Consider the following 4888-nt stretch of genomic DNA (forward strand, 5'->3'; position numbering starts at 1 on the left):
TATATATTTTATAAGAATTAATTTTTCTATCAATCTTATTTTCTATAGCATTTTTCAAATCTAATTCATTGCCATCATATGGAATTTTTATATTTCTTAAAATATACATAGTCCATCCTTTCCATATTAATTTTATCAGAAAAAAATAATATACGAAATAGAGTGGATTTACTAATATAAATTTTATTAAAGTATTGAAATATATGATAAAAATATAATATATAAAAAAATCAATTAATTTTATCTTGACAAAAATTTTCATACTTGGTAGAATACATTAAAATAAAGGCTATGAAAAGTGAGTATACTTATCTGATACTTTAAGAGAGTCTTCGTGTGGTGTAAGAAGACAGGGAGGATAGGTAGAAAAGGAACTTGGAGCTTACATTTCGATATTTAGATTTGTACGGTTATGCGTTATAGTAAGAGGTATAGAAATATATGAATTTGGGTGGTACCACGGCTTTCGTCCCTTTTAGGGACGATTTTTTTATTTATTTTTAAAACTAAGTAATATATTAAAAAAGGAGATAAAGATGAAAAATAATAAATTTAAGAAAGTAGCTCTTGCTTATTCAGGTGGTCTAGATACATCTATAATTATTCCTTGGCTTAAGGAAAATTATGGCTGTGAAGTTATAGCGGTTGTTGGAAATGTTGGACAAACTAAAGAACTTGAAGGTTTAAAGGAAAAAGCAATAAAGACAGGAGCATCTAAGATATATATCGAGGATTTAGTAGATGAATATGTGGAAGATTTCGTATTTCCAACTCTTAAAGCTGGTGCAAAATATGAAAAAAATTATCTTCTAGGTACTGCTACTGCTAGACCTTTAATTGCTAAAGCTTTGGTTGATATTGCAATAAAAGAAAATTGTGATGCAATTTGTCATGGTTGCACTGGTAAGGGCAATGATCAAATAAGATTTGAAATGGCCATTAAACATTTTGCACCATATATGCCAATTATAGCACCTTGGAGGATATGGGATATTGAATCTAGGGAAGAAGAAATAGATTATGCAGAAAGTCATAATATTCCACTAAAAATAAGTAGGGAAACAAATTACTCAAAAGACTTAAATATCATGCATTTATCACATGAAGGACTTGACTTAGAAGATCCTCAAAATATGCCAGACTATGATAAAATTTTAGAACTATCTGTTTCACCTTTTAAGGCAAAAGATGAAAAAATCGAGATAGAAATTGATTTTGAAAAAGCTAAAGCAATTGCTATTAATGGTAAAAAAATGAAGGCAAGCGAGATTCTTTCATACCTTAATAAGATTGGTGGACAAGCAGGAATAGGAATTGATGATATAGTCGAAAATCGTCTAGTTGGGATGAAAAGTCGTGGAGTTTATGAAAATGCAGGTGGAGCAATTTTATATAAGGCTTTAGAAATCCTAGAGTCAATTACTATGGATAAGGACTCATCACATCTAAAAGAACATTTGGCAATAAAATTTGGTGAGTTAGTTTATGATGGCAAGTGGTATTCAAATTCTTTACAAGCACTTCTTAAATTTATGGATAAGATTACAGAAAATGTAAGTGGTAAGGTTAAATTATTGCTTTATAAGGGAAATATAATTCCAGCAGGTGTAAGTTCAAATAATTCTTTATATAGTAAAAAACTCGCTTCATTTGGTGATGAAGGAAAAGACCTATATTCACATAAAGATGCAGAAGGTTTTATTAAGTTATATTCCTTATCAACCCTTGTAGAAGCAAAAGTAAAAGAAGGAGATTAGTATGTATTTATGGGGAGGTCACTTAGGAGGATTATCTGAATTTACACATGAGTTTAATAAGTCAATAGACTTTGATAAGGTTCTTTTTCAAGAAGATATAAGAGGTTCTATAGCACATGTTAATATGTTGGCCAAGGTCAATATCTTAAGTGAAGAGGAAGGAAAGATTATAAGAGAGAACCTTAGACAAATACTTTTAGATATAAAGGATAAAAAATTAGATATAGATTTAAATGAAGAAGACATCCATTCTTTTATAGAAAATGAACTTACAAAAAGGATAGGAAAACTTGGAAAAAAACTTCATACAGCAAGGTCAAGAAATGACCAGTGTGCTCTAGATTTAAGGCTTTATTCTAAAAAATCCTTAAATCAAATAAAAGATAAATTATTAGATTTAATTAAAGCTATAATAGAAATTTCTGAAGATAATCTAGATGTATTAATGCCTGGCTTTACCCATATGCAACATGCCCAAGTTACTACTTTTTCTCACTATATAATGGCATATGGTCAAATGTTTTATAGGGACTTATTAAGATTGGAATCTACTTTTGAAAGACTTAATGAAAATCCATTAGGTTCTTGTGCACTTGCTACAACAAGTTTTAATATTGATAGATTCATGACAAGTCAAGAATTAGGATTTTCAAAGCCTACAGAAAATTCTATGGATTCAGTATCAGATAGAGATTATGTATTAGAAATATTATTTAATAATTCTTTAATTATGATGCATTTGTCAAGACTTTGTGAGGAGCTTATTTATTATTCGAGTAGTGAATACTCTTATGTGAAGTTTTCTGACAAATTCTCAACTGGTTCAAGTATAATGCCACAAAAGAAAAATCCGGATATGGCAGAGCTAATAAGAGGAAAAACTGGTAGGGTTTATGGAGATTTAAACACCTTACTCGTAATTATGAAAGCATCACCACTTTCATATAATAAGGACTTTCAAGAAGACAAAGAGCCATTATTTGATTCTATTAATACGGTATATAATTGTTTGAAGATTATGAAACCAATGTTATTAAGTTTAAAAATCAATAAAAAAAATATGTTGAAATCTGCCCATAAGGGATATTTGAACGCAACAGATCTTGCAGATTACCTTGTCAATAAAAATATTCCTTTTAGGGAAGCTTATAAGATAGTAGGAGATGTTGTAAATTACGCAATAAAAGTGGATAAAGCTTTAGATGAGATAGACTTAGAAATCTATAAGAAGTTTTCTGATATTTTTGATGATAGCCTATATGACTTTATAGACCTCGAAAATTCTCTTAATAAGAGAGATGTATATGGAGGACCAGCTAAAAAGGTTGTAAAAGTCCAAATAAAAAATTTAAAGGATAACATAGAAAATTTATAAATTATTATATAATATTGATTGTAGATAAAGTTTATATTCAATAGTCAGAAGCTTTGTTATAAAAATCATGATTAAAATAAAAATGTTAACTAAATATAGTATGGTTGTTTTAAAGTGGCAAAAATATTTATTAATATATATTTACATACTAGAATTCATACACTTAATTAACGATTAAGTTTTATTGTATATAATCTTTATGATATAATTTTAATGTATAGCTAAACATTATCATGGTTTAGTATTAAAGTGATGAATTAGAAGGAGTAAATATGTTTGAAAAATTAACAGAATTTTTAGAGTCTATTAATACTGTATTATATTATCCCTTGCTAATAATTTTATTATTATGTATAGGCTTATATTTTACATTTAAGACTAAATTTATACAAATAAGATTTCTTAAAGAATCTATATCAGTAGTTTTAGAAAAACCTCAAGAAGAAGGTGCAGTTTCATCATTTGAAGCATTAATGGTTTCAACTGCTTCAAGAGTAGGCTCTGGTAATATAGTTGGTATTTCTACGGCTATATGTCTTGGAGGTTATGGTGCAGTTTTTTGGATGTGGATTGTAGCTATTATAGGTGGAGCATCTGCATTTATTGAGTCAACTTTAGCTCAAATATATAAGAAAAAAGATAAAGATGGAACTTCCTATGGTGGTCCCGCTTACTACATTGAAGAAGGTTTAAAGTCTAGAAAGCTTGGTGTAATCTTTGCTGTTAGCTTAATTTTAACTTATGCAATAGGTTTTAATATGCTTGCATCTTTCAACCTCCAAACAAGCTTTATGACTTATGATTTCTATAACCCTAAAAAAACACCATTTATTATTGGATTAACTTTAGCTTTAGTTACTTCTATTTGTATATTTGGTGGTGGTAAAAGAATAATAAAGTTTACATCAACTATTGTACCTTTTATGGGAGTAATTTATATAATAGTAGCCTTAATAATGATAGTTGTAAATATTTCTTATATACCAACTGTATTTAAAAACATTTTTGAAGATGCATTTAATTTTAGAGCAATATTTGGAGCTTTAGCATCATCATCAATGATGTATGGAATAAAAAGGGGACTTTATTCAAATGAAGCAGGTATCGGATCTGCACCAAATGCTGCAGCAAGTGCTAATATTTCTCATCCTGTTAAACAAGGTTTAGTTCAAATGCTTTCAGTATTTATTGATACTCTCATCATTTGTACTGCAACTGCCTTTATGTGTCTTTCATCAGGAATAGAACCTACAGAAGCTTTAAGTGGTGCACCTTATGTCCAAGAATCTTTATCTACATTTTTTGGTTCTTTTGGAAATTATTTTATTTCACTTTCCTTGGTTTTATTTACTTTTACTACACTTATAGGTAACTTATTTTATGTAGATAGTAATCTTTTCTATATAAATAATAAAAAGAAACCATCAGATAAATTTATGTTAATTTTTAGGATTTTTGCAGTTTTTGTAATATTACTTGGAGCTATGAGTGAGGTAAAACTTGCATGGGATATATCAGATTTACTTATGGGAATAATGGCTCTTATAAACTTACCTTCTATATTATTTTTATCAAAGAAAGCCATAGCTTGCTTAAAAGACTATGAAAAACAAAAAACGGAAGGAAAAGATCCTAAATTTAAATCTAAAAATATAGGGATGACAGAAAATTTAGACTATTGGAATTAGAATATATATAGTGCTTTTTAGCGTCGACTAATCACCAATTATTGGTATTATCGATGCTTTTTTATTAG

General features: G+C 28.4%; 3 protein-coding genes and 1 other annotated feature. All 3 genes read left to right on the plus strand.

The genetic code is table 11. From position 1 onward, the window contains the following. The first annotated feature begins 282 nt into the window (after window positions 1–282). Window positions 283–477 (plus strand) — a binding site (T-box leader). Between the two features lie 59 nt (window positions 478–536). The 3 genes from SOR60_RS02950 (at window position 537) to SOR60_RS02960 (ending at window position 4820) form a co-directional block, all read left to right on the plus strand. Continuing rightward, window positions 537–1757, plus strand: a complete 1221-nt coding sequence (locus SOR60_RS02950; protein ID WP_154541378.1) for an argininosuccinate synthase — start codon at window positions 537–539, stop codon at window positions 1755–1757. Window position 1758: 1 nt separating this feature from the next. Next, complete coding sequence (gene argH, locus SOR60_RS02955; RefSeq protein ID WP_320595158.1) at window positions 1759–3132, plus strand: argininosuccinate lyase; 1374 nt, start codon at window positions 1759–1761, stop codon at window positions 3130–3132. Window positions 3133–3404: 272 nt separating this feature from the next. Continuing rightward, complete coding sequence (locus SOR60_RS02960) at window positions 3405–4820, plus strand: alanine/glycine:cation symporter family protein (RefSeq protein ID WP_320595159.1); 1416 nt, start codon at window positions 3405–3407, stop codon at window positions 4818–4820. The last annotated feature ends 68 nt before the right edge of the window (window positions 4821–4888 follow it).

Origin of the sequence: Anaerococcus porci, assembly GCF_034090325.1 — a bacterium.
Taxonomy (GTDB): domain Bacteria; phylum Bacillota; class Clostridia; order Tissierellales; family Peptoniphilaceae; genus Anaerococcus; species Anaerococcus porci.

What these genes read in the sequence shown, in the direction of transcription:
- SOR60_RS02950 (WP_154541378.1), top strand. Translation starts at nt 537, where the DNA reads ATGAAAAATAATAAATTTAAGAAAGTAGCTCTTGCTTATTCAGGTGGT.
- argH (WP_320595158.1), top strand. Translation starts at nt 1,759, where the DNA reads ATGTATTTATGGGGAGGTCACTTAGGAGGATTATCTGAATTTACACAT.
- SOR60_RS02960 (WP_320595159.1), top strand. Translation starts at nt 3,405, where the DNA reads ATGTTTGAAAAATTAACAGAATTTTTAGAGTCTATTAATACTGTATTA.